Here is a 25,569-nt window from a genome sequence, read left to right as displayed (position 1 = left end):
GAAAAGCCTTTCTTCTCCTTTTTGTTTAGCAATTTTTAGGATTCATTTTTAAATTACAGAGGTCATCACATTGAAAATCATTGGCGGTCCGTCTTCTCAAGCTCTTGCCTGCCGTGTCGCGGCAGGATTGAATATAAAACCCACAATCACAGATTTCATTCGCTTCCCCGATAACGAACAATATGTTCAGATTAAAGAAGAAGTCACGGGCGAAGATGTTGTTTTGATTCAAAGCACGACAACCGATTCGGATTTGGTCGCGCTTTTGCAGCTTTTGGACGCTTGCGAGTCCGCAAAAAAGATTACGGTTGTCATCCCGTACATGGGATACGCACGCCAGGACAAAAAATTCAAAGACGGCGAAGCCATCAGCGCGCGCGCAATGGCAAGAACGGTGACGGCTCACAATTTGGAGAAAATTTATACAATTAATCTTCACGAAAAAAGCATTTTGAATTATTTCCCGCATCCGGCTCAGGATTTGGACGCTTCCAAATTAATCGCGGAATACGTCGTTGATTTGGGACTCGAACGCCCGCTTTTAATCGCGCCGGACAAAGGTGTTCGCGATATGATTGAAAACATGGCGGCCGGCCTTTCTTTAGATTGGGATGTTTTTGACAAAACGCGTCTTGCCGGCGACCAAGTCGTCATGGCCGATAAAAAAATGGATATTGCCGGCCGCGATGTGATTATTGTCGATGATATGATTGCAACGGGCGGCACAATGGCCGAAGCCGTCAGCATTTTGGACAAAAACGGCGCGCACGATGTTTATGTCGCCTGCATTCACCCGGTTTTAACGCGAAACGCCGTTCTCAGGCTTTCCAACGCCGGCGTGAAAGACATTATGGCAACCGACACGATTGAAAAAGTGCAAAGCAGAATCAGCACGGCGCCGATTATTGTCGAAGCTTTGAAGAAATAATTTTTCTTCATCGTTTTCTACTTTTTTGTTTGTTCTTTTTTCATTCGTTTTTTCGTTCATTCGTTTTTTCGTTCATTCGTTTTTTCGTTCATTCGTTTTTTCGTTCATTCGTTTTTTCGTTCATTCGTTTTTTCGTTCATTCGTTTTTTCGTTCATTCGTTTTTTCGTTCATTCGTTTTTTTCGTTCATTCGTTTTTTTCGTTCGATCTTTTTTTACTTTTTCTTTCTTTTTCACAATTATATTTATTTTTGCGCGTGCCTGTTTTATTTAAAACCCAGTTCGAGAGGAGTGTTTCCAATCCGTCAGGAACTTTTATATTTTTTTAAAATATCATGAATCATATGAAAGATTCAAAGATTCGCCGCATTTTCGGGTCTCAAGACGGGGACTCCAAATATCAAGATTATTCTGCCCTTCCGACCGACTCTGAAAAAGAATCGGAAGAGCCCGACCGTTTTTTTATGTCCGTTTCCAGAAAAGAATTAACGCCGACGAAAAAAGCATTTTCAGAATCGGCTCAAACGAAAGCTGACGCGCCTTTTTCAGGCGCGCAGCCGAAAGGAATGTATTTTGAAGCCGGCACCGCCGTTGTCGATGATTACGCGTCGCGCACGGATTGGCGCGAACGCATTCAAAAAGCGGTTTCCGAATCGGAATCGCGAACGAAACCGTCAGAACCTGCGCCTTGGCCGGAAGCGCCGCATGACCGCCAAAAATCCGCATCACAGGAAAGAATCTTTGAAAAACCGGAACCTGTCAAAGCCAAACAGGACGATATTTTATGGGAAATTGATGAACTTCTAAAAAAGAAGCCAGCCGAGCCGAAACCGGCGACCAAACAGCCTCAACCCGTTCTCGAAAGCAAAAAAGTCATTCGCGCCGAGGCATACACCGTTTGGCTTTCCGAACGCAATTCCAAAGTGAAAGCGGAAGAAGAGCAATTAATTCAAACCGCCGCCGCCAAACAAAAGAAAATGATGCGCGCAGAAGCGCACAGTATTTGGCTTTCGAGACGTGAAGAACGCATCGAAGCGGAAGCCGCTGCATTAAAAGCCGCTGTCGCCGCCAACTTAAAACGCCAAAAGCAAAATGAAGCACATTATCTTTGGCTTTCCGAACGCGAAGAACGTATCGCAATAGAAAACGCAGTCTTAAAAATTGCTGTTGCCGCCAAGCTGAAACGCCAAAAGCAAATCGAAGCGCATGATTACTGGCGCTCCGAACGCGAAGCGCGAATTGCGGCAGAAGAAGCCGAACTCTTTGAAAGAATGAAAGAGAAAGCAGAAACCGCCAAAATCGAAGCAGAAAAGGCAGAAGCAGCAAGAATCGAAGCAGAAAAGGCAGAAGCAGCAAGAATTGAAGCAGAAAAAGCGGAAGCTGCCAGAATTGAAGCGGAAAAAGCGGAAGCAGCCAGAATTGAAGCAGAAAAAGCGGAAGCAGCAAGAATTGAAGCAGAAAAGGCAGAAGCTGCAAGAATTGAAGCGGAAAAAGCGGAAGCTGCCAGAATTGAAGCGGAAGCAGCAAGAATTGAAGCAGAAAAAGCGGAAGCAGCAAGAATTGAAGCAGAAAAAGCGGAAGCAGCAAGAATTGAAGCGGAAAAGGCAGAAGCAGCCAGAATTGAAGCAGAAAAAGCGGAAGCTGCAAGAATTGAAGCAGAAAAAGCGGAAGCTGCCAGAATTGAAGCGGAAAAAGCGGAAGCAGCCAGAATTGAAGCAGAAAAAGCGGAAGCAGCAAGAATTGAAGCAGAAAAAGCGGAAGCTGCCAGAATTGAAGCGGAAAAAGCAGAAGCAGCAAGAATCGAAGCGGAAAAAGCGGAAGCTGCAAGAATCGAAGCGGAAAAAGCAGAAGCTGCAAGAATCGAAGCAGAAAAAGCGGAAGCTGCCAGAATTGAAGCGGAAAAAGCAGAAGCTGCCAGAATCGAAGCGGAAAAAGCGGAAGCAGCAAGAATTGAAGCAGAAAAAGCGGAAGCAGCAAGAATTGAAGCAGAAAAGGCAGAAGCTGCAAGAATTGAAGCAGAAAAAGCGGAAGCTGCCAGAATCGAAGCGGAAAAAGCAGAAGCTGCAAGAATTGAAGCGGAAAAAGCAGAAGCTGCAAGAATTGAAGCGGAAAAAGCAGAAGCTGCAAGAATTGAAGCAGAAAAAGCAGAAGCTGCCAGAATTGAAGCGGAAAAAGCGGAAGCGGCAAGAATCGAAGCAGAAAAAGCAGAGGCCGCCAGAATCGAAACGGAAAAGGCAGAAGCAGCAAGAATTGAAGCGGAGAAAGCTGAAGCTGCCGCCGTCACTGAAACTGTTGAATCCGACGCAGAATATGATGCCGATCTTCAAGCTTTACTGGACGAAAAAAGAAATTTGGAAAAGCTTCGGGTCAGCAAAACCGCTCAGGATTTGGACGACGAATTTGTTGTTTGAATTAAAAAACAAAAATAAAATGAACTTACAATAATATTTTAATGCAAACAAAACATTATTCTTTTGCATTAAAATATTTTTTCAAACGGGACAAAAACAGGAGATTTCTGATTTATGGATTCAAAATTGTATCATTTTTTTTATGAATCCCTTCATTCACACGACGATGTTCAAAAACTTTCGGAGAAATACAACATTTGCTGCGGCACACTGTCAAGTATTTTGAATCAAAAAGTTGTCGAGGACGTCAAGAAATCTCATTACAGATTTAAACGAAAAGAAGAAAAAATCGTCAGCGATTGGCGGAACGGAAATTCGTTTTTAATGCTCAGCAAAAAATACAATTATCCGGCAACGCTTGTCTCGACGCTTGTTTTGGAAAATCTCGGCCATTCCAAAAAAGAAATCCGTTTTTTTTACAAAAATCCGAAATCCGTTGAAAACATCCGCATTCGAAAAGAGCTTTCGGAATCCTTAAACGCCGATTATTATTTTTCACCGCGCGCGCATCAATTGCAGGAAGAAAAAGGTAAAATCGGTGAAAATATCATTTCTTTTTGGCTGAAAAAGAAATGCTGCGACTTCACATGCGAAGACGAAATGCGTGCTGAAGGCTGCACCGGAAAAACACCCGATTTTCTGCTTCGAAAATCCATTAAAATCAGCGGCCGGGAAGTTTGTTGGATCGAAAGCAAAGCGCTTTTCGGAGAACTCAAAGAACACCGGCATTATGAAAAGAAACAATTCAAAGAATACGCCGACTGTTTCGGTGAAGGTCTCGTCGTTTACTGGTTCGGATTTGAAAACGACATCTTAAAAGAAAAAGAAGGCGGCTACCAAATCGCGGATTACGATTTTTTCAAAAAAGACATTCCCGAGCATGTCAACAAATTCTTGAATTATGTCATCTATTGGTGATTTTCAATTCGATTTTTCAATTGGAATTTTTCAATTCGGTTTTAAATTCTGTTTTTTAATTCGATTTTTTAATTCTGTTTTTCAATGCGGTTTTTTAATTCTGTTTTTCAATTCGATTTTTTGTGATTGTTTTTCATTTTGACTGAAAACAAAAACAATACGCATCTTTTTTAATTTGAAAGACATTTTCGTTTCCATGTACGACGTTTATGAAATTCGCAAAGATTTTCCGGTTCTTGAAAAAGTCATTTATTTAGACAGTGGCGCAACGACTCAAACACCGAAACCGGCTGTCGAGGCAATGAATGATTTCTTTTACAATTACGCCGCCAATTACGGGCGCGGTGCGCACCGTTTATCCATTCAGGCGACCAACGCGTTTGAAGACGCGCGCGAAACCGTCGCGGATTTCTTAAACGCGCCGCCTGAAAATACAATCATGACAAAAAACACGACGGACAGTATTAACATCGTCGCGAACGGGATCGGATTTGAAAGCGGCGACCACATTATTACAACGGCGGTCGAGCACCATTCCAATTATGTTCCCTGGCTGCGCCAAAAAGAATCCGGCGTTCTTGTCAGCGTTGCGGATATTGATTCCGAAGGATTTGTCAATCCGAATCAAATTGATGAGATGATTACGGAGAACACAAAATTAATCGCCGTCGGACATATTTCAAATGTTTTCGGATCCGTTCAGGACATTGAAAAAATCATAAAAATCGCGCGCCGAAACAATATTCCTGTTTTAATCGACGGCGCGCAGTCGGCCGGTCATATGGAAATTGACTTCAAATCTCTGGATTGCGACTACTTCGCGGCGGCCGGACACAAAGGACTGCTCGGCCCGCAGGGAACAGGCGTTCTCTGCATCAAAGATCCCGACACGCTTCAGCCGTCCGTGCTTGGCGGCGGAACAACGTCTGAAGCGGATTTGTGCGGATTTAAAACCAAATCCTCGCCCGAATGTTTCGAAGCCGGAACACCGAATCTTCCCGGCATCATCGGACTCGGCGCGGCGGTTGAATATCTTCAAAAAATCGGCGTCGCAGATGTTGAAACGCATGACAATCAATTGGCGCGAAGCGCGGCCGATCGTTTAAATGAAATGGACGGCGTTTCTGTTTACGGACCGAAAAACCGCGCCGGGCTTGTTTCATTTAATATTGACGGGCTTGAGCCGCATACCGTTGCGATGCGCCTCGATCAGTTGAACATTTGTGTCCGCAGCGGTTATCACTGCGCAATGCCAGGGCAGAAAGCGCTCGGAATCAACGGCTCGTCACGCGCGTCTTTCGCGCTTTACAACACCGAAGAAGAAATCAATATTTTCATTGACGCGGTTTCAAAAATCGCCGAAAGCCGCAATTGAAACAGCTTTCGCTCTTCAATTAATGATTTAAATTTTTAAAAACGGATTTAAAAACCGAATGAATTTCAATTAAAATAATAAAAAAGAAAAGGTTGAGTAATTTTTAAAAAATTACTCTTGTTCTTCTAAAAGAACCGCGTTGATGACACCGTCTTGGCCGGGGCGGCTTGTGACTCTGACGAGACCGATGTCGGTTCTGACAGTTGTGCCTTTTGTCATGATGTTACGTCTGATGTAGTGTTTGTTTGCGGTGTTGTCCGTCACTTTCTCAGCGGTTGCGCGCTGGGTTTTGCCGGTTTTCGGGTCAGTGACGTTGATAAACTGGTCGCTGAGAAGTCTGACTTTTCTGTTGCCGCCGCGAGTGGAAATGTTCTTGCTCTTTGTGGGACCGATTCTTGTTTCGGCGAATTCACGGCCGATTTCGAACTTTCTCTTGCTTCTGGAGGCGATTCTTTTACCGCCTGTGTATGTTCTTTTGGATGCACCTTGCCATCTCATAATGATTTCCTCTGAAATGTGAATTAATTTTATTAAATTAATATTCAATTAGTTAATAAATTAATCTAAAATTTAGATTTGAATTTTAGATTTTAATATTTGATTTAAACATTGAGCGACGTTTAAATTTTAGATACTTAACCGGACCTGTCCTTCGTGCACGGTTTCCGGCATGAGAGCATAAATGTAAAGGGAAGTTTAATAGAAAATCCAATACGAATAATTCAATATATGAACCTTGCGATTGCGGATAATCTGTTTTGATTCTCTCAAACAGTCATTCATTCTATTTGAATCTTATTAACGCACCTTTGAAAAAGGATACCAATAAATAAACTGAGCGCCTTTACTGTTTGTTTAAATTAAAGTGAGGGTTATAGTATGGTAACATTAACAATGGATACAATTTGCGGCCATGTCAATAAAGTGACGGCCAAAAGCGAAGGCAAAACAACACACGTTTCAATCGAATCGACTTGTCCGAAAATCAAAAACTGGGGCACCGAATTTGACATTCCGATTGACCAAATCATGGACAACCGAAATGAAACGCTTGAAGCCAAACTTCAAACTTTTCCGCTGACGCCGACTTGTTTTGTCCCGACGCTGGTCATGAACGTGGTTTGGATGGAAAACGGCATGATTGCCAAAAGCCTTGTCAAAAGCAAAAGCCCGATTCGAATCGAATACGACGAATAAATTTCAATATTTCAATCATGAAAAAATACATCGCGGACTCCGCCGTTTTTATCATGGGCAACTGCCCGATTACCGCTGCCGACATGGTGACAATACCGCATGTCGAAGATGAAATGAAAAGCGAAGACGCGGCTTTGAGGTATGATTTATCAATTGCGGAAGGACTTCGCGTCGAAGCCGTCGAAGATGAATTTTTAGAAAGCATTAAAGAGCAGGCGGCGCAAACGCGTGACATTGAAAAGCTTTCCGGAACGGATCTCGGAATTTTGGCAAAAGCCTTGGAATATCATGAAAAACTCGGCGACGACGCGGTTTTAATTACCGATGATTTTGCAGTTCAGAATATCGCGGCAAGGCTCGGAATTGCCGTCATGCCGGTGGCGCAGCGTGTTATAAAAGATCAAATTATTTGGCAAAAACAATGCATCGGCTGTTTCAGGCATTTCAAAGACGGCGACGAATGCCCGGTTTGCGGGTCGCCGCTTCGAAAGAAAATGAAGAAAAAAGTGAATCAAAAACCGAAAACAATATAAGACTGCTGAAAAGTATTAAAAATTAAATAGAAGGAAACAATATATCGTTATTCATTCAATTAAAATTATAATTAATCAGACCACTCAAAAAGGGGCCTTAATATGAAAAAAATCGAAGACTTGTCTCAAAAGGCAGATGAATTGCAGCAAAGCGGCTTGACAACCGGTCAAATCGCCGACGAATTGAACATTTCAACCGAAACTGTTGTCTGGCTTTTGACCAACAAAAAACCGAGCCCTGACGGAACGATTCCGAAAGACATTTCCGTGAACTGGGGCGCGCTCGGCCAGAACGCGACGCGTCTTCGCTGCACGGCGCAGATCCTCTGCGACATGGTTTCCGAAGCAGCCGTCATACAAAAGGAATACATCGACGTGATTGTCGGCGTTTCTTCAAGCGGCGTTCCCGTCGCCAGTTTCATGGCCGGCGAAATGGAATCTGAGTTTACCGTTTATTATTCCAAGAAAATCAAATCCGACGAATCCGAAGGCGCAAAAGGCGCGTTCGCCCGAAACTTCGCGGATGTCCGCGGCAAAAACTGCGTCATTATTGACGATGTCATTTCATCCGGGCGCACGTTAACCGATGTGATTGCCCAAACCAAAGCCGCCGGCGGAAAGCCGATTGCGGTTGCCGTTTTGGTTGATAAAGTCGGCTTTGACGAAATCGACGGCGTTCCGGTCGTCGCGATGATGAGAATCACAAGACTCGGCTGAGTCCGATTCTTTTCATTTTCTTTTTTATTTTGTTTGTTTTCACTTTTTTGTTTTTTGCTGATTTCGCTAAATTTAAATGGGTTGGCGCGTTTTTGAGTCATTCAAAAAGCGCAGGCGTTTTATCGTGTATTCAAAAGAGTTGGCAGAATTGGGTTTTGTTATTTTTCGCCGTCAAAACGAAAACGGCGGCATTAAACCGCATCTATTTATCCGTTTTAAATCAAAGGAAGGCCGCCTGCTGACTTTCGCGGTTGACACAACGCGCATTCCGTCTTCGCAGTCGCCGCCGGACGCGTATCTTATCACGCACGCGCATTCCGATCATTACGGCAAATCGGCGATGCTTTCCGAATCATCATATTGCTCGGAAGAAACGGCGCACGCGCTTGAAATTCGATATGAAAAAACGTATAAAGGACAAACATTTCAAAACGGCAGCTGTTTTTCGATTTGCGGCGTTGAAATTCAAACGTTTGATGTTTTTCACGCGCCCGGATCTTCCGCTTTTTATTTTGAAAACGCGCTTGGAAACAGCATCCTTATCACGGGCGATGTCAAAGACGCGCGGTTTTTGCCGAAATGCGATATTTTGCTGACGGAAGCCAGCTATGGTGATCCGGCCGACTTAAGCTGCTACTTCAAAGACGATATTGGCGGGCTCCATCAGGCCGTTCTCTCTCACATCGGCGAGCGCAGAATTGCATTCGGCGCTTACGAATTCGGAAAATCTCAAAAAGCGGTTTCCATTCTCCGCGGCATGGGATACAACGGCCCGATTGCGATGAACAAAAAAACGCTGTCGCTGACTGAAAAATTCGTAGACGGCGCCGGAAATCTCATTGATTTAAACGGCGGCGGCTTGAATCCCGAAGTAGATTCGGAATCAGAAGCCGCGCTGTGCCATGAAATAAAAACCCCGGCGCAGATTTGTGATGAAAACGATTGCCGAATCTGCATTGTCCCGATCGGCGATTTGTATTCTTTCGGCGCCGACACCCGAAAATATGTTTTAACCTGCCGTGCCGATTATCCTTTTGAAAACATTCGCCTCAGCGACCATTTAGACGTTGACGGGCTCACGCAAATGGTTCGAGATATTTCTCCGAAGCTGACCGTCATTTATCATCCGAATAAAAGCCCGCGAACCGACAGATTCGCGCAGCATCTTGAAAAAAACGGATTTAAAGCGTTTTCAATCAACCAAATTCAAAACCTTGTCGGCAACGAAAAACAACTCAAATCCGAATAAATTTTTTTGCCCCCTTCAAAATAACAACTCCGCGATAAATTCCCAAGCGCCTGCCGAATTATCTTCGGAATGTATTTTATATTTATAAACGGTTAATATGTCGGGGGATTGTATTTTTGTGAGTCCTCTTTTTATGTGTGTGGCTTTGTGTGTAATTTTTAGGAAAAGCTTTTGGTGAGTGGAATTTATGTTTACCGACCTCTTGGAGAGTTTAACGAATATTGATGTTTTTACATCTTCTTTATCATTGTATTGGGCAGGTTTAAGCGTCAGCAGCATTGTTATGACGATTCTTGCTTTGTTTATGCTTTTGGGTGTTTACGATAAATTGCGCGGCGGCAAAATGGGTTACGCCGAGCAGTTTGACCGCGGTTTTCGGGCGATGGGCGATTTGGCTTTGGCAATTGTCGGCATTATCGCGTTGTCTCCCGTCCTTCTTTTGGTGCTTTCGCCAATCGTCTCCCCATTCTATCACGCCATCGGCGCGTCTCCGGCGATGTTTCCGGGATCACTTTTGGCACTGGACATGGGCGGCTACGCGATGGCGCTTCAAATGGCGGAAGGAAATGCGGCAATCGGCAACTATTCCGGTTTGATTGTTGCTTCGATGATGGGCATTACGCTTTCTTTCACGATTCCGTACACGCTGACGATTTTGGATAAAAAAGATCATCCGCTTTTTGCGACCGGTATTCTTTTAGGTATTGTCACGCTTCCGATCGGCTGTCTTTTGGGTGGTTTGATGATGAATTTTACGTCAACACCGCTGACCGTTCATGAACTTTTAATTAACACGCTTCCGGTCATCTTGCTGGCGGTGTTAGTCGGCATCGGTTTGATTGTTAAGCAAAGTCTGATGCTGAAGCTTTTTGCGATTTTCGGAAAAATCGTTACGTTTATTGCGGTCATCAGTCCGGGAATCGCGATTTTCCAATATTTGACTGGCATTCGCCTGCCGCTTTTCTATTTGATGGTTGAAGACGACCCCGTTTTGGGCGGCATTCCGCTTGAAGAAGGTCTTTTGATCATCGGCTTAATCGCAATCGTTTTGGCCGGCGCTTTTCCGATGGTTTTATTCCTCAAGCGCAAACTCGGAAAAGTCATGGACAAATTCGGCGCGAAAGTCGGCATCAATCAGGAAGCCTCCGCCGGTCTTTTAACGCAATTGGCGAACAACCTTCCGGTTTGGGGTCAAATTAAAGACATGGACCAGCGCGGCAAGCTTCTTAACGTCGTTTTCACGGTTTCGGCGGCATTCGTTTTCGGCGATGTTTTGGCATTCGCCGGCGGCGTCAACACGGAAATGGTGTTTCCGGTCATCGTCGCGAAACTTTCAGGCGGCATATTGGCAATCCTTCTCACGCTCTTCCTTTTGAAGAAGAATGTTTTGAAAGGAATCGGCACCGATTGAATTTTCAAAATGAGGATTGGTTTATTCCAATCCTTTTTAAAAACGAAGGTATTCGCGCGCGGCGGGCTGCAACTGTTGTCGGTTGTGACGCGCGCTGACAGTTGCGGCAAGTTTTTGTATATTTTTTCAAAAATCAGAATTGGTTTTAAAATCGTCAACGGTTTTAAATATGAAATAATTAATAAACGAAGTCAAACTTTCAGATAAGAAATATATCATATTTTTTACAAATTTCCGGAGTTATGGAAAAAATGGCTAAGAGGAATAATAATCAGGCAAATTCGACTGGGCCGGATGAGCTTGAACATGTTGACGCGGAACAAGTGGAAGCCGAATACCATATCGGCGCCGGCGGCAAAATCGAGCAGACGCCCGAAGAAAAGAAAAGAATGTACAGGGAAAGCCTCATTCGAACATTAGTTGCAGCTGTTTTCGGTATTTTAAGCGGTGTCGTTTGTTACTTCTCACTTGAAGCAGCAGCGCCTGCGGCAGGCGAATCAACGCCTTTGAAATACGCGTGGTTCGTGATTCTTCCGCTCATTATGATTTTTACTTACTACATTCAAAGAAGATTGGTCTTCCCGGCTTTTAAAATGGACATGAAGCTCCTGAACTGGAAAGACTGGTTCGGCATTCAATTTTTAGTTTTGATTTATTGTCTCGTCACCTGGACGATTCTTTTAAACACCAACATTCTTTGATTCATTCCGGCTTTGCCGGCTTTTTTCTTTTATTTTATCCTCTTGATTACATTATTTCAATTTCAAATTTATTAAATTTTCACTAAAAACAGAGCTTTCAAGGAAGAACATTATGAGAATAGCCGTTTTAAATAAAGATAAATGTCAGCCGCGCCAATGCAGCAAAGAGTGCCACAAATATTGTCCGCGCGTCCGAACGGGTGATGAAACAATCGTCTTCAGCGAAGATGACGGCAAAGCGGTCATTACAGAATCCCTTTGCTCCGGCTGCGGCATTTGTGTTAAAAAATGTCAATTTGATGCCATTATGATTATCGGCCTCCCCGAATCATTGGAATACCCGACGCACCGCTACGGCCAAAACGGGTTCGCGCTTTACGGATTGCCTGTTCCGCAGCAAGGAAAAGTGACAGGTATTCTCGGTCCGAACGGTATCGGTAAAAGTACCGCTGTTCAAATCCTTTCCGGCGCGCTCATTCCGAATTTCGGCGAAGAAGAAACAAGCTGGGACAAAGTTTTATCTCACTATTCCGGAACCGCGCTCGGCGATTATTTCAAACTCGCATCATCCGGCAATTTAAAAATTTCTCAAAAACCGCAGTATGTCGACTTAATTCCAAAGGCGTTCAAAGGAAAAACGTCTGACTTGCTCAACAAAGCCAATACAAGCGGCCGCCTTGATGAAGTCATTGAAAAATTGGAAATGAAAGACATCATGGACCGTGACATCGGCGCGCTTTCCGGCGGCGAACTTCAAAAAGTCGCGATTGCGGCTTGTATCGTCAAAGAAGCCGACTTTTATTTCTTCGATGAAATCAGTTCTTATCTTGACATTTATCAAAGAATCAATGCCGCTCGTCTCATTCAGGATTTGGCGAAAGAGAAAAACAAATCTGTTATGGTCGTCGAGCACGATCTCGCGATTTTAGACATGCTTGCCGATACCGTTCACATCGCTTACGGTGTGCCGGCCGGCTACGGTGTCATGACAATGCCGAAATCCGTTCGTGTCGGCATTAATCAATACATTAAAGGCTATCTGCCCGAAGAAAACATTCGTATTCGCGACGATGCGATCCGATTTGAAACGCACCCACCAAAAGACGGCGCAGACGTTCGAACCATTCTTTCTTACGATTCGTTTTCAAAACAGTTCGGTGATTCGTTTTCGCTTGTTGCCAAAGGCGGCAGCGTCAAAGAAGGCGAAGTGCTCGGCATTGTCGGTCCGAACGGAACCGGTAAATCGACTTTTGTTAAGATTCTGGCCGGCGAAATCGAACCAGATTCCGGCGAAGTCGGCATTGATGTCACCATTTCTTACAAGCCGCAATACATCAAAGCCGACGCTGAAATCCGCGTCCGCGATCTTTTGATGGAAGTTGCCGATAAATTCGGAACCGGCTATTATGAAACGGAAATCGCGCGCCCGCTTAAATTAGACAAACTTTATGACAGCTATTTAACCGATTTGAGCGGCGGCGAGCTTCAGCGCGTCGCGATTGCCGCGTGTCTCAGCCGCGAAGCCGACTTTTACATTTTGGACGAGCCGAGCGCGCATTTAGACGTTGAGCAGCGCGCGATTGCAACGCGCGTCATCACGCGCTTTGCCGAAAGCAACGGCAAAACTGCAATGGTCGTCGATCACGACATTTACATGATTGACATGATCAGTCAGCGTCTCATCGTTTTCGAAGGCGAGCCGTCCAAGAGCGGTGTCGCAAACGCGCCGACGAATATGAAAGACGGTATGAACAAATTCCTTTCCAATTTGGACATCACCTTCCGCCGTGACGAAGAAACAAAACGTCCGCGCGTGAATAATTACGATTCCCGATTGGACCGCGAACAAAAAGAAAAAGGCGAATATTATTATTTGGAAGAATAAACATCAAAACCCGATTCGGGTTTTAATTCTTTTTTTAAATTTGCGCTGTTCGCGCGCGGCGGTGGCGGCACGACTGCTCGCATCGGCGCAAACAAAATAAAAAACATACAAATTTAAAATCAAAAAAGGAAGGATTCACCGGAAGTTCACACACTTCCGGCAAAAAAGAACTTGAATCCTTTCATTTCACACATTTATTCAAAGTTATGGCTTTGTTTTCGTTTTTCTTTCACAATTCGTTTTTCGGGGAATCATCGGCGTTTTAAACGCCGAAGATAAATGCAATATTTTAGAGGTTTGTTGTTTGTTTTAATTTATTCAGGCTTCCCATCTCGGTCTTTGGAACAAAATGATGTTGTCCGTGACGGAGACGAATTCCCAGGAATTTGCCGCGTACGCGGCGATTTGTTCATCCAAATTCAAAACGTCGACAACATCGGTTTCGTAATCGTAAGGAAGCAAACTGTCATATTTGTCGCTGCCGTAATCATCAAAACCGCGTTCACCGAGATCTTCAAATTCAAATCCGCAATTGATGCCGTCTTCGTAATCCGGATCTTTGTGGAAACTGATCAATTCATCCGCTTTCAGCGGCTGAGCCGCGCGGATTGTTTCAATTTCTTCTTCAAAGTCCTGTTCGCAAAGACCGGAACGAATGTATGAAATACCTCTGTCAACGGCGGTCAGGCCGGTTGAGCCTGTCAAACCGCTTAAATCGCTTTGGCGATATTTTTCTCCGCTGATTTTTATTAAAGAGTATTCCGTTCCGATTTCAATTGCCATTATTTCACCTGAATTATTTTGATTCTCGATTTTATTTTAAGAACAAATTCAAAAACATCTTTGAGGCATATAAAGGTCAAATAAGCGGGGTGAAAGTATTGAACAACAAAATCAAAACCAGCCGTTTGAAAACTCGAAAAAACGCCGGCGAAACTATAAAAATATATAGCCCGAATGCCAATTCAATCTCATGTTCAAATACGACTTTCACATTCATTCCAAATATTCCAGAGATTCCCAAACGCCGCTCAAAGACATTTTGCGTGCGGCTGCCGATAAAAATCTCAACGGAATCGCAATCTGCGACCATGATGAAGTGAAAGGCGGGCTTAAAGCCGCCGAAATCGTTCGGGAAAATCCAAACAAATACGGCAATCTCGTCGTCATTCCGGGAACCGAAGTCAGCACCTCCAAAGGACACGTTTTGGTGCTCGGCGTAACCGAGAAAATTCCTTCATTTATGACGCCGGAAGAAACAACCGATTACGCGCGCGATTTAAATGCGGTTTCAATCATCGCGCATCCGTTTCGAAAAGCGGCTCACGGAATCGGCTATTTGGCCGGAAGCGGCGCGGATGCCGCTGAAACTTTCAATTCCAAATGCATTACAAACGGCTCCAACAAAAAAGCGCGCGCTGAAGCGGAACGCCTCGGAATGCCGCAAGTCGGCGGCAGCGACGCGCACATCGCCGAGCTGGTCGGGCAAGGATACACATTGGTCAACATCGAAGTCAACACCGTCGAAAACGTGTTTGATGCGATTCTTCGCGGAAAAACAGTTCCCGCCGGCGAAAATACGCCGAAAGGAATCGTAATTAATCAGATGAAGAAAAATGTTGTCAGAAGAACGCATTCTTTATTGAAAGGCAAAACACATGAGCTTTAAAATTCTCAAATAATAGATTATCATAAATTAATCAAATCATTTTCAGGGCCGGTTATGAAAAACACTTCCATTCACACGGTTGAAAAATCCGAAATCAGGATTTTACACACGGGCGACACGCATCTCGGATCGCGCCAATATCACAGCGACATCCGGCGCCGGGATTTCTTCGATTCATTTGAAAAAGTCATCGCCGACGCGATTGAAAATGAAATGGATGCCGTGATTCATTCAGGCGATTTGTTTGATAACCGCAATCCGACGATCGAAGATTTAATTGACACGATTGCGATTTTAACGCCGCTGAAAAAAGTCGGCATTCCGTTTTTGGGAATTGTCGGCAACCATGAAGGAAAACAAAATACGCAATGGTTGGACATATTCCAGTCGATGGGTCTTGCTGAAAGACTCGGCAGCGACCCGGTAATCGTTGAAGGACCGCGTGCCCAAATTCGTTTTTACGGCGTTGACAATCTTTCGGGACCGCGCCTTGCAGCCTTTGATTTCTCTGTTTTTGACGCGAATCCGAATTACGGCGGCGACGGTAAAAAGATCTATAACGTGCTGACGCTTCACCAACTGCTCGACCCGGTTTTACCGGGGCAGCCGCTCTCATGCGACGATTTTACAAGCGCCATTCCGATTCCGTTTGACGCGGTTTTGCTCGGCGACAATCACAAATACGAATGTATTAAGCACAACGGCGCTTGGCTGACCTATCCCGGCAGCACGGAACGGTGCAGCGCCGCCGAGTCCGAGCCGCGCGCGTACAATATTTTGACTTTTGACGGCGCGGACATTTCAATCACCCGCCGCACGATTCCGACACGTGATTTCGTGACAATTCCGGTTCAAAGCGATGACAGCGGAGAGATTCAAATTGATGAAATTTATTCTAAAATTGATTCATATTCCGAAAAAATAAACGGCGCCGTCGTTTTTATTGAATTTTCAGGCGTTAAGAAAACACTGATTCCGATCAGCGAAATTGAAGAATATGTCAAAAGCAAAGGCGCAATCGTCGCGCGCGTCGGTGATAAAAGAGATTTGGAAAAGGACGAAGACGATTCGGTGAAGCAAATCGTTTTCAGAGACCCCGACGAAGTGGTGACGCAGGAGCTTCGAAAATTGAATTTAACGGAAGCCGGCCTTCTTTTGGACAGCATTATCCGCGATTCCGAAACCACAAAAACGAATGTTGCCGACGTTTCCGAAGACCGATTAAAAGAATATTTAGGAAATCACGATTTTAAAGACGAATTCAGACGCGACAGCGTTTATTTTGACGAGGATGAATCGACTGATGAAAATCAAATTGATGTAAATGATTTAATCGAAACGGCCGGCTTGATTGACCGGAATGCCGCCGAGCAAGCGGTTTCAGTCGAGGAAACGCCCGTCGAAGAAACAAAAATCGACAACGAAATTTCAAATCAAACCGATGAAACGGAGGAGAATTTAATGTCTCCCGAAACGGAACCCGAATCAAAGCCGGTTTCCCAAAAAGAAAAACCGAACAGCAGGCCGCGGCAATATACGTTGGGCGACATGTTCGGCGCGGAGGAATCCGAATGAAATTTAAGCATCTGCATGTTGAAAATATCCGCAGTTACGAAACGCTGGACTTGGATTTTCCAGACGGCGTCACCGTGATTTCAGGCGTGAACGGCAGCGGCAAGTCCAGTATTTTGGAAGCCTGTTTCATGGGCATTTTCGGCGGCGAAGTTTTGAAAGGAACGGCGCTTCAGATTCCGGATATGATTCGAAAGGACAGCGCGAAGGCTTGCATTATTTTGGATTTTGAGCATGCCGGCGAGGATTACCAAATCGAGCAGCATTATCGGGCGACGAAAAGCGGCGCGAACAATTCCAAATCCATTCTTCGAAAAAACGGCGAGATTATTGCCGAGCAATCTAAAAACACGTACGCAGCGATTCAAAATTTGCTGAATATGGATGAGAAAAATTTCCAAAATTGTGCTTACATCCGACAGGGAGATGTCGACGCGCTCATTAACGCAAAACCCAAAGACCGCCAGCAAATGATTGATGATTTGCTGCGCCTCGGCAAATTGGAAGAATATCGCGAGCGGACGCAAAGCGCAAAAACGGCGGTTTCAAGGGTTTTGAGATCCGAAAACGAAAGAAAAAATGCCGCGGCGGAAAAAATTGACCGGCTGCGCTCTAAAAATTTACATGAAGAATTAAACCGCCGCTTGGAAGTGATTGATAAAATCAACGCGGCGATTGCAAAGAAAAATGAAGAGAAAGAAAAACTTTCAAGTGACCTGACGCTTTTAGATGCCAAAATCAAGGAAATCGAAACGGATAAGGCGGAAATTGAAACGCTGAAAAAGGAATCCACTGAGCTGGATCGGCAATGCGCTTCCGAGCTTGAAAGGCGCGAGAAATCGCTTTCGGAAGTCCTGGCCGCCGAGAAAAAATTAGCGGAAATCGCCGCCGCATCCGACAAACTTCGCCCGGAAATTAACGGATTTAAAAATACGGACGACGCTTCCTTTTTGAGCACCGATTTCCCGTCGCTTCGAATCAATGGCGACGACGGAAATCTCGAATCCGTTTCGCTTTCCGTCCGCGCAGAAGAGAGCCGCGCGCTTGACGCGAAACATGCGGCGTCTAAGGAAGTTGATATTATTAATGTTCGAAAGGACACAGCTGAGAAAGAAATTCTGCAAAAGGAAAAGGATCTCACGGATTTGAAATCCAATTCGGAAAATCTGAAAGCGCATATTGAAAAACAGGTTTCGGCCGTTTCGAAGGCTGACGCTGCCGTTTTGGGCGGGCTTTCAAAAGCCGACGCGGAAAAAACGGCTTTTTTGAAATTGTTTGACGAATTATACGCCGTTCTTCTGAAAGATTCGGAAGCGGTAAAGATTGACAGTTCGGCCGAAAGTTTTGTTGAAAATTCGGCTGAAACCGCTGCCGATTGCATTTCCGGCGTTTGCGACATTTCGTTTTATTCCAATGTTGTTAAAGTCGAAGATTTGCCGCGTCCGGCTGATGAATCTTCCTGGAAAATGATGATATCGGATATTGAAAATCTTGAGAAATACATTTCCGATAAAATTCGCGGCGAAGAAGCGCGAATGACGGAAGAAGAGAAAAAGAAAGCGTCTATCAAAGGCGAGCTTGAGGAAAAAGAAAAGAGTATTGAAGAGACCGAAAAAGATCTAAGAAGATTGGACGGGGAAAAGGAAAAAACGACGCTTGATTTGAAAAACGAATCCGCGGAGTTTGAAAAGAAGAAAAAACTGATTTCCGATTACACGGCTTTGCTTGAAATGCACAACGCGAAGCGCGCCGAAAAAACGGCGGCCGCATTGATTTTAAAAGAAACCGTTCCGCCGTCGCGTTATCAATTAAATGATATTTTACCAAAAGACGTGACGGACGCGTATGATTTTCTGTCGGCGCAGAAAGAATCTTTCATTTCGGAAAGCGCGGCGCTTGAATCGCGCGATAAAGAGATTCAAAAGGCGGTTTTAAAGAAAGAGGAGCTTTTAAAAGCCGGCAAATGTCCGACATGCGGTCAGGCGGTTTTGGCGGATGCGGCGCATCCCGAACACGGAACGGATGACGAGATCAAGCAGCGGACCGAAATCGAAACGCGCCTCAAAGAGCTTTTAAAACTTAAAGCCGATGCGGATTTGCAGGCGGCTGTTTTGAAAGAAATTTCTCAAATTGATGAAAAGATTGAACAAATTAAAGCGGAAATGAATACATTCCGCGCCGAGGAAAAAGGAAAAGCGGAAATGATTGAAAAATTCCGCAAAGATTTGGAAGAAATCGAACAGCAGAAAACCGCGCTGAATGCGCGGAAGGTTGAGCATTCCGTTTTCTGTGACGCGCGCAAAAAGGATTTGGCGAAAATTGACGCGCGCTTGGCCGACCTTTTGGCAGAAAACGATAAGCGCCGCGAAAAGTTGGAATTGCTTTCAGAACGAGAGAAAAGTTTTTCGGAAGCTGCAAACGCCGTTTTGATGGAATACAAAACGCTTGAAGCCGAAAAGAAAATGAACGAAGAGTCCAAAAACCGCCTTGCCGAACTCGAAACTCAAAAAGAAACGGCTGAAAAGGTGTTGACCGAATTGAAAGCAAAAGCCGATCAAATCAATGTCGAAATGATTCAGGCAAAAGCGAAAGATGGGACGGCAGACAAGATTTATGTTTTGATTTCAAATCTTCGCGCGAAAATTGACGCGCTGGCGGATTTTGGAAATGAAAAATCCACGCTGAAAGCGGTTTTGGAAGGGCGCCGGACAACGATGGCGGAACAGGACAAAGCCGTTGACAATTATAAAAAACAAATTGCCGATAAAGAAATCAAAATCCGGGCGCTGACAGAAAAAGTTGAAAACGCACTTGGCAGCAGCGCAGACGGTGAAAGCGGTGCGCTTTCCGTTGCCGATCAAAAGCAGCGGCTTTCCGATCAAATCCGCGCCGTTTCGGAATCCGTCGCCGAATGGGACGCGAACAGGATGAAAATTTTAGAAGAAACCGGCCAAATCCGAAATGAAATTTCCATGCTTTCCGATTATGAAAAAGAAGCGGAAACTCTTCGAAACAAACTTCTCTTTTTGTCTTTCGTGTCAGAAGACGTTTCCGTTCTGGAAGAGATGTATTTGCGTATCCGCTCGGAAATGCGAATGAAAAATATCAAGGCGCTTGACCGCCTTCTCAACGATATGTTTGATTTCATTTATTCAAACAACGCTTATTCTCATCTGGAACTTGACAGCGATTACAATTTAAAAGTTCACGAAAAAGACGGATCGACGCTGGAGCCCAAACAGCTCAGCGGCGGTGAGCGCGCAATTTTCAATCTGGCGCTTCGCTGCGCGATTTATCGCCTTCTTTCACTCGGATTCGGTGAAAACAGCACGGGAAAGACATCGCTTCCGCCGCTCATTTTCGATGAGCCGACTGTTTTCCTGGACAGCGGTCATGTTCGCCAGCTCATCAATTTGATTGAACACATGCGAAAAGACGGTGTCGGGCAAATCATTGTCGTCTCTCACGACGAATCATTGATTGATTCGGCCGACGTGAATTTCAAAATAGAAAAAGATCCGCTGACAAACGCGTCATCGGTGGTTTAATTTTATCAAAGCCGAGATTTCGGCTTTGATTATTTTTCGTATTCAACTGTTTTTAATTATTCGACAATCGCGCCGGAATTGGCCGAGTGTACCGTTCTTCTGTATTTTTTCAGGTAACCGTCAACAGGTTTTTCGACCGGCTTGAAAATTTTGCGGCGCTCATCAAGCGTTTTTTCATCGACCAAAACGTTAAGTTTTCTGTTCGGAATGTCGATTTCAATCAGATCGCCGTCAGCAACGAGACCGATCGGACCGCCTTCCGAGGCTTCGGGAGAAACGTGACCGATACAAGGACCGCGTGTGCCGCCTGAAAATCTGCCGTCTGTCACAAGCGCGACCGACTCAATCAAACCGAGACCGGCAATCGCCGCCGTCGGCGAGAGCATTTCACGCATTCCCGGACCACCGCGCGGTCCCTCATAGCGAATGACAACGACATCGCCGGCGACGATTTTGCCGTCCATAATCGCGGCCATCGCGTCTTCTTCACTGTCAAAGACGCGGGCGGGACCGGTATGCTTCATCATTTTTTCGCTGACCGCCGCTTGTTTAACGACCGAACCGTCGGGCGCGAGGCTGCCTTTCAAAACGGCGATGCCGCCTTCTTTGTGAACCGGATTGTCAACCGTTGAAATCACTTTTTGATTGAATTTCGGATTCACCAAAACGCGGCTTTTCAGATTTTCGCCGACAGTCTTGCCCGTCACCGTCGCTTCATCTTTGAAAACGCGGTCGCCGAGTCTTTCAAAAATCGCGTAAATGCCGCCCGCGCGGTCAAAATCCGTCATAAACCAAGAGCCGGCCGGGCGCAGCGAAATCAAATGCGGCGTATTTTTACTGAGACGATCGAAATCATCCAGCGTCAAATCGATCCCGAAAGCATTTGCGACCGCCGGCAAATGAAGCGCCGTGTTGCTGCTGCCGCCGATTGCCATGTCCGTCATCACGGCGTTTTCAAATGAATTTGCCGTTACGATTTTTCGAGCGGTAACGCTGTCTTTGACCATTTTGACAATCCGCTCGCCGGATTCTTTCGCCAACCGAATTTTATTCGCGTCCACCGCCGGTGCCGTCGCGCAGCCCGGAAGCGAAAGCCCAAGCGCTTCGGTCATGCACGCCATAGAATTCGCCGTAAACATGCCGGAACAAGAGCCGCAGCCCGGACAGGCGTTGTCTTCAAGCATTTTCAATTTTTCTTCGGAAATGTCGCCGTTTTTAACGGCGCCGACGCCTTCAAACATGGAAATTAAATCCAATTCAGAATCGTCGGCAAAACCGGGCTGCATCGGACCGCCGGTCACAACGATTGCCGGAATGTCCAATTCGCCCGCCGCCATCAAATGGCCGGGAACAACTTTGTCGCATGACGGAATCAAAACCATGCCGTCAAACTGATGCGCGCGGACCATCACCTCAATCGTGTCCTGAATCAATTCGCGGCTCGGAAGTGAATAGCGCATGCCGGCATGACCCATCGCGATGCCGTCGCAAACGCCGATGGTTTGAAATTCGAACGGAACGCCGCCGGCATTTCGAATGCCGGCTTTAACGGCTTCGCCGATTTTATCCAAATGAATATGCCCCGGAACGATTTCATTTTTGGAATTGACCACCGCGATAAACGGTTTGTCGATTTCGGAATCCGTGAGTCCCAAAGCTTTCAGCAAAGAGCGGTTGGCGGCTCTTTCAAGTCCTTTTTTCGCATTATCGCTTCTCATAATTGCTGTCATAATTGTCGCCTGATTATATTTTGAAATTTTAAAATTTTTTGAAATAATGAAGAATGAATAGAAAAAAGAACAGAAGAGTATTAAAATTATTGCGTTTGCCGACCGCCCGAAAACAATTCGAAATGATTTATTTCATTTCGGAATCGGCCTCATCGGATTTTTGAGTTCCTTCAAATTCCTCTTCCGATAAATCCGAATACTCATCCTCATCGCCGACCTGCTGCACTTTTGTGAGAACGCTCTTATTGTAAGCGTTCATGATGTCTTTTTGCGTAATGATTCCGACCATCTTTTTCGGATTCGATTTCATCACGACGGGAAGCCGGGAAACGTCGCGGCTGACCATTCTGTCCAAAACGACATCCAGCGTCTCAAACGGATACGCGGCAATCACGTCCGTTGTCATAATGTCTTTTATTTTCTGTTCTTCGTTTTCCGGATCGACTTTTTGCTGCATGTCTTTAATCGTGACAAGCCCGGTCAGCTCGCCGCTGCGGTTGAGCACCGGAAATCCGGCATGCTTGCTGCTTTGCATAATCGCGCTCAGCGCCTCGATGGAATGATCTTCAAAAACGGTTTGCGGATGCGGATACATCGAATCTTTAACCAAAATGGACTCCATGACATCGATTTCGCGGCCGCCGCGAATGGTATAGCCTTTCCGGCGAAGCATTTCGGTAAAAATGGTTTCGGGATTTGCTTTGCGCGCAACCGCATTGCTGAGAACGCAGGCGACCATAAACGGCAAGATGAGGCCGTAATCCTGCGTCATTTCCATGAGCAGAATGATGGAAGTGAATGTCGCGTTAGACGTTCCGGCAAACACCGCGCCCATTCCGGCCAGAGCAAACGCGCCTTGGCTGACGGAAAGGCCGGGGATGAGAGAATCGCAGATGAGGCCGAAGGCCGACCCGAGCATGACGCCGACAAACATGGACGGAACGATTGAGCCGCCGGCGCCGTCCGAGCCGATCGTGAACGAAAAGGCCAGTGTTTTAAGAACGATCAATGCGAGCAAAAGCATAATCGGAAGCGGATTTTCAACGACATCAATCATCACAGTGTAGCCGAGGCCGAGCACTTGCGGGAAATACCAGCCGATGACGCCGACTAAAATGCCGCCGATTGCGGGTTTGAAAACGCTGCTGATTTTCAGATTTTTAAAAAGCTCGCGGATGAAATAAAAGATTTTGATGAACAAAACAGAAGCGATTCCGGCCAAAATGCCGAGGACGGGGAAAAGCCAAAATTCGTAAAGCGGCTGAGCCAGGCTGTAATGCGGAAAGCTGAGGGCATCGGATCCGAAAAACGCTTGAAAGATGAAGGTTGAGAAAATCGAGGAAAGCACAATCGGAATAAATGTTTTGGCTTCGAGTTCGCCGAAAATGACTTCAACGACAAAGACGATTCCGGCAAGCGGCGCGTTAAACGCGGCAGAGATTCCGGCGGCAGCGCCGCATCCGAGATAAATGCGGAGGCTTTTGCCGCGCAGATTGAAAACTTTTGCGGCCAGCGATCCTGCGCCCGCGCCCATTAAAACGCCGGGCGCTTCTTTGCCGGCAGAGCCGCCGGTTCCGATTGTGATGACGGATAAAAAGGCTTCGGCAATTGCGTATCGGGCTTTCAGGCGGCCGCCGTGAAGGGCGGAGGCTTCAATGACGCTTTCAACGCCGTAATGCGTTTTTAAGAAATATTTTCGGATTAAACCGACGGCTAAACCACCGAACATCGGAACGAGAATGATTGTCCAACGCGGAATGCCGTAATATTCAAAAACGGAATTGCCGCCGTAAAACGTGTTGCTGAGCGCGTCCATCAGAAATGTGTACACGCCGATTAAAAGCCCGGTCAGAATGCCGATGAGAATCGCAATGAGAGAAATCTTAACGGTCGGCGTATAAAATTTTTTGACCTGCTGCTTGAGCGAGAAAATCTTACCCTCAAAAGATTTTCCGAAGAGGGGGGAATTAAAGGCATCTGCCACCCGAAACCGTCCGTTAATTGTAAAAGCAATAATGAAATTTGCGTGAAATCGTTTGTGTGAAATGAATGATAATGAAAAATCATCCATAAAACGAATTTTATTTTTGAATAAATTTAATGTATCCCGTTTTTGGATTTGTGAAAACTTTTTGTGATATACGGTTTGAGAATATAAATATTCGGATAACAGAGGAAATATGAGAGTCTGAAAAATTATATACTATTACTTTCAGTAATATTCTTTATGCAATTACCGACTCCTGAGGATTTAAAAAAGAAGAGAATAGAGTTGGGTTTGACCCAAAGCGATTTGGCAAAGCGCGCCGGAGTCAGCCAGCCGCTGATTGCGCGCATTGAAATGAGCGACGTCGATCCACGTCTCTCGACGGTTGCAAAAATTCTCACCGCTTTTGACGAAGTGAAAAAAGAGCAGCAGATTGTCGCAAAAGACATTATCAGCTCCCCTGTCATTCACGTTCAGCCGAAGCAGCCGCTTGAAGAAGCGGTTCACATCATGAATTTAAACGGCATTTCCCAGCTTCCGGTGATTGAAAACGGCGTCCCTGTCGGCAGTTTGTCCGAAGGCGTTGTCGTCCGAACAATCGCGGTCAGAAAATCACTAACGGGAATTACGGTTTCGGATTTGATGGAAGAATCGTTCCCGACCGTTCCTCAAACGGCATCCGTTTTAACGGTCTCTCACATTTTAGAACGCAGTCCGGCAGTCTTGGTGATGGAAAAAGGATTCGTGACCGGCGTGATTACAAAAAGCGACATCATGAAAATCGTCAACGGTTAATGAAATATAACCGGCAGTTTTAAACCGCCCGATTTTATTAATTTGTTTGGCTGAATTTGATTTATTCATTCGATTTATCCATTTGATTTATCATTTATTTGATTTATCGTTATTTTTTGTATTTGATTTTAAATTATTTTTTTCTGCTGATATTTATGATGACTGAAAAAGAAAAAGCTGCCGCCGGATTACTTTATGATTCGGCGCTCAAATCTTTTGAAAAAGAGCGGCATCGCGCGAAAAACTTGTATTATAAATACAACCGCTGCAAACCGACAAATTTTGAGAAAAGAAACAAAATTATCAAAAAACTGTTCGGAAAAACCGGTAAAAACTTTTTAATTGAGCAGCCGTTTTATTGTGATTACGGTTATAATATCGAAATCGGCAACAATTTTTTCGCGAATATGAATTGCGTGATGCTTGACGGCGCGAAAATCAAATTCGGCGATAATGTGATGATTGGGCCGAATGTCGGCTTTTACGGAACGGGGCATCCACTGAATGTTGAAATTCGAAACAAATTCATTGAATATTCTTATCCGATTACGGTCGGCGATAATGTTTGGATCGGCGGCGGCGTTTCCGTTATGGGGGGCGTTACAATCGGCGACAATTCTGTTATCGGCGCGGGAAGCGTCGTGACAAAAGATATTCCGGCGAATTGCGTTGCTTACGGCAATCCCTGCCGCGTTGTCAGAACGATTGATCAGGAAGAAGCGAAGCGGAATGAAAAATATTTCAAAAAGCTGACGAAAGAGGAGTTTAAAAAACTCAAAGAAATGAATGAAGAAGAATGAGGAATAAATTTATTATTGGATGGTGGATTAATCCGTCTGATTCAAATAAAATTCATCAAATTTGAAAAATTAATTTTCTTAAATTCAATTAATTCACGTTAATATTTTAATTAAACAATTACAAAATTTACATCAAAAACGGCAA

At 45.1% G+C, this 25,569-nt stretch carries 20 protein-coding genes; 16 read left to right on the top strand and 4 right to left on the bottom strand.

Annotated elements, in window-relative coordinates; all coding sequences use genetic code 11:
* Positions 1 to 70 precede the first annotated feature (70 nt).
* From MmiEs2_RS01460 to MmiEs2_RS01445, 4 genes are all read left to right on the top strand, one after another.
* Positions 71 to 928: a ribose-phosphate diphosphokinase gene (locus MmiEs2_RS01460; protein ID WP_316559665.1), complete on the top strand. Its 858-nt coding sequence runs from the start codon at positions 71 to 73 to the stop codon at positions 926 to 928.
* A gap of 342 nt (positions 929 to 1,270) precedes the next feature.
* Positions 1,271 to 3,337, top strand: coding sequence for a hypothetical protein (locus MmiEs2_RS01455; RefSeq protein ID WP_316559664.1), 2,067 nt, complete (start codon positions 1,271 to 1,273; stop codon positions 3,335 to 3,337).
* Positions 3,338 to 3,451: 114 nt separating this feature from the next.
* Positions 3,452 to 4,255 carry a TPD domain-containing protein gene (locus tag MmiEs2_RS01450; protein ID WP_316559663.1) on the top strand — a complete coding sequence of 268 codons (804 nt, stop codon included), beginning with the start codon at positions 3,452 to 3,454 and terminating at the stop codon, positions 4,253 to 4,255.
* 175 nt (positions 4,256 to 4,430) lie between these two features.
* Positions 4,431 to 5,630, top strand: coding sequence for a cysteine desulfurase (locus MmiEs2_RS01445; protein ID WP_316559662.1), 1,200 nt, complete (start codon positions 4,431 to 4,433; stop codon positions 5,628 to 5,630).
* Positions 5,631 to 5,741: 111 nt separating this feature from the next.
* Here MmiEs2_RS01445 and MmiEs2_RS01440 read toward each other — a convergent pair whose 3' ends face one another.
* Positions 5,742 to 6,128: a 30S ribosomal protein S8e gene (locus tag MmiEs2_RS01440; protein WP_316559661.1), complete on the bottom strand. Its 387-nt coding sequence runs from the start codon at positions 6,126 to 6,128 to the stop codon at positions 5,742 to 5,744.
* Between the two features lie 381 nt (positions 6,129 to 6,509).
* On the opposite strand from MmiEs2_RS01440, the gene MmiEs2_RS01435 reads away from it, so the two are divergent.
* The 7 genes from MmiEs2_RS01435 (at position 6,510) to MmiEs2_RS01405 (ending at position 13,323) form a co-directional block, all read left to right on the top strand.
* Positions 6,510 to 6,827, top strand: coding sequence for a DUF6951 family protein (locus tag MmiEs2_RS01435; protein ID WP_316559660.1), 318 nt, complete (start codon positions 6,510 to 6,512; stop codon positions 6,825 to 6,827).
* Positions 6,828 to 6,844: 17 nt separating this feature from the next.
* The gene (locus tag MmiEs2_RS01430; protein WP_316559659.1) at positions 6,845 to 7,360 is read left to right on the top strand and encodes an NOB1 family endonuclease; all 516 of its coding nucleotides are present in this window, start codon (positions 6,845 to 6,847) and stop codon (positions 7,358 to 7,360) included.
* A 102-nt stretch (positions 7,361 to 7,462) separates the two neighbouring features.
* On the top strand, positions 7,463 to 8,077 hold the full coding sequence (locus MmiEs2_RS01425) for an orotate phosphoribosyltransferase-like protein (RefSeq protein ID WP_316559658.1): 615 nt from the start codon (positions 7,463 to 7,465) through the stop codon (positions 8,075 to 8,077).
* A gap of 124 nt (positions 8,078 to 8,201) precedes the next feature.
* Positions 8,202 to 9,326 carry an MBL fold metallo-hydrolase gene (locus MmiEs2_RS01420; RefSeq protein ID WP_316559657.1) on the top strand — a complete coding sequence of 375 codons (1,125 nt, stop codon included), beginning with the start codon at positions 8,202 to 8,204 and terminating at the stop codon, positions 9,324 to 9,326.
* A 187-nt stretch (positions 9,327 to 9,513) separates the two neighbouring features.
* A complete protein-coding gene (locus tag MmiEs2_RS01415) occupies positions 9,514 to 10,737 on the top strand; it encodes an ethanolamine utilization protein EutH (protein WP_316559656.1) in 1,224 nt (407 codons plus the stop codon).
* Positions 10,738 to 10,979: 242 nt separating this feature from the next.
* Positions 10,980 to 11,438, top strand: a complete 459-nt coding sequence (locus tag MmiEs2_RS01410) for an EMC6-like membrane protein (RefSeq protein WP_316559655.1) — start codon at positions 10,980 to 10,982, stop codon at positions 11,436 to 11,438.
* A gap of 112 nt (positions 11,439 to 11,550) precedes the next feature.
* Complete coding sequence (locus tag MmiEs2_RS01405; RefSeq protein WP_316559654.1) at positions 11,551 to 13,323, top strand: ribosome biogenesis/translation initiation ATPase RLI; 1,773 nt, start codon at positions 11,551 to 11,553, stop codon at positions 13,321 to 13,323.
* Positions 13,324 to 13,641: 318 nt separating this feature from the next.
* Here MmiEs2_RS01405 and MmiEs2_RS01400 read toward each other — a convergent pair whose 3' ends face one another.
* Entirely contained in the window at positions 13,642 to 14,106 is a 465-nt protein-coding gene (locus MmiEs2_RS01400) for a hypothetical protein (protein WP_316559653.1), read from the bottom strand.
* 190 nt (positions 14,107 to 14,296) lie between these two features.
* Here MmiEs2_RS01400 and MmiEs2_RS01395 point away from each other — a divergent pair, with 190 nt between their 5' ends.
* The 3 genes from MmiEs2_RS01395 to MmiEs2_RS01385 are packed head-to-tail and all read left to right on the top strand — an operon-like array spanning position 14,297 to position 20,112.
* The gene (locus tag MmiEs2_RS01395; protein WP_316559652.1) at positions 14,297 to 14,992 is read left to right on the top strand and encodes a PHP domain-containing protein; all 696 of its coding nucleotides are present in this window, start codon (positions 14,297 to 14,299) and stop codon (positions 14,990 to 14,992) included.
* A gap of 54 nt (positions 14,993 to 15,046) precedes the next feature.
* Positions 15,047 to 16,567: a metallophosphoesterase gene (locus MmiEs2_RS01390; RefSeq protein WP_316559651.1), complete on the top strand. Its 1,521-nt coding sequence runs from the start codon at positions 15,047 to 15,049 to the stop codon at positions 16,565 to 16,567.
* On the top strand, positions 16,564 to 20,112 hold the full coding sequence (locus MmiEs2_RS01385) for an AAA family ATPase (protein WP_316559650.1): 3,549 nt from the start codon (positions 16,564 to 16,566) through the stop codon (positions 20,110 to 20,112). Before MmiEs2_RS01390 ends, MmiEs2_RS01385 begins: the two co-directional genes overlap by 4 nt.
* 56 nt (positions 20,113 to 20,168) lie before the next feature.
* Here MmiEs2_RS01385 and ilvD read toward each other — a convergent pair whose 3' ends face one another.
* Positions 20,169 to 21,830, bottom strand: a complete 1,662-nt coding sequence (gene ilvD, locus MmiEs2_RS01380) for a dihydroxy-acid dehydratase (RefSeq protein WP_316560216.1) — start codon at positions 21,828 to 21,830, stop codon at positions 20,169 to 20,171.
* 139 nt (positions 21,831 to 21,969) lie between these two features.
* On the bottom strand, positions 21,970 to 23,826 hold the full coding sequence (locus MmiEs2_RS01375; RefSeq protein ID WP_316559649.1) for a chloride channel protein: 1,857 nt from the start codon (positions 23,824 to 23,826) through the stop codon (positions 21,970 to 21,972).
* Between the two features lie 243 nt (positions 23,827 to 24,069).
* Here MmiEs2_RS01375 and MmiEs2_RS01370 point away from each other — a divergent pair, with 243 nt between their 5' ends.
* Both MmiEs2_RS01370 and MmiEs2_RS01365 read left to right on the top strand, forming a co-directional pair.
* Positions 24,070 to 24,624 (top strand): CBS domain-containing protein, encoded by a 555-nt coding sequence (locus MmiEs2_RS01370; RefSeq protein ID WP_316559648.1) that lies wholly within the window; start codon positions 24,070 to 24,072, stop codon positions 24,622 to 24,624.
* A gap of 155 nt (positions 24,625 to 24,779) precedes the next feature.
* Complete coding sequence (locus tag MmiEs2_RS01365) at positions 24,780 to 25,424, top strand: sugar O-acetyltransferase (protein WP_316559647.1); 645 nt, start codon at positions 24,780 to 24,782, stop codon at positions 25,422 to 25,424.
* Positions 25,425 to 25,569: the final 145 nt, after the last annotated feature.

Source organism: Methanimicrococcus stummii (assembly GCF_032594435.1).
GTDB lineage: Archaea > Halobacteriota > Methanosarcinia > Methanosarcinales > Methanosarcinaceae > Methanimicrococcus > Methanimicrococcus stummii.
This window is presented reverse-complemented; position numbering and strand designations above follow the sequence as displayed.